The organism is Candidatus Pelagibacter communis, from assembly GCF_001180185.1.
Taxonomy (GTDB): domain Bacteria; phylum Pseudomonadota; class Alphaproteobacteria; order Pelagibacterales; family Pelagibacteraceae; genus Pelagibacter; species Pelagibacter ubique_F.
The window spans coordinates 1-706 of the sequence record NZ_CVSS01000042.1 but is presented as its reverse complement, the minus strand read 5'-3'; the positions used below and the strand labels follow the sequence as shown (position 1 = coordinate 706).

Genomic DNA, 706 nt, shown 5'->3' with positions numbered 1-706 from the left:
TTCATTTCCATTTCCCAAGGTTTGTGGATAAATTTTTGTGGAACTTTGCTTAGTTCTGGAATCCATTTTTTTACATATTTTCCTTCTTTGTCAAATTTTTCACCCTGTAGAATAGGATTAAAAATTCTAAAATAAGGAGCTGCATCTGCTCCACAACCCGCAACCCATTGCCACTGGGCCACATTATTGGCTTTATTAAAATCAAGTAAACAATTTCTAAAATGTTTTTCACCTTCGATCCAATTAATTCTTAGATGTTTGACTAGAAAAGAACCAACAACCATTCTTATTCTGTTATGCATCCAACCAGTTTCATATAATTCTCTCATACCAGCATCCACAATCGGATAACCAGTCATTCCTGATTTCCATGCTTTCAAAAATTTTTCGTTTTTTACCCAAGGAAATTTATCAAATTCTTTTCTGTAATTTCCTTTTAAGAACTCAGGAAAATAATTAATCAAACTGTGAGAAAACTCACGCCAACCTAGTTCATTAATATATTTTCTGTAACCAATGCCTTTAGATTTAATTTCGTTACATTTTTTCCAAATTGTGCTCACATGTATTTGTCCATGTTTTATATATGGAGATAGTTTGGATGTACCTTCTACAGAAGGATAATCTCTTGCTGTGCCATATTCTTTAATTTTATATAATTAAACAATTTTTTCCTTTTTCAAATAACTATGTTAACCTGAGTTGT

Annotated in this window: 1 pseudogene; it reads right to left on the bottom strand. The window is 31.3% G+C overall.

Going from position 1 to position 706, the window contains the following annotated elements:
• Positions 1-653, bottom strand: a pseudogene (locus tag AMN95_RS02790) (cryptochrome/photolyase family protein); the annotation flags it as partial.
• Positions 654-706: the final 53 nt, after the last annotated feature.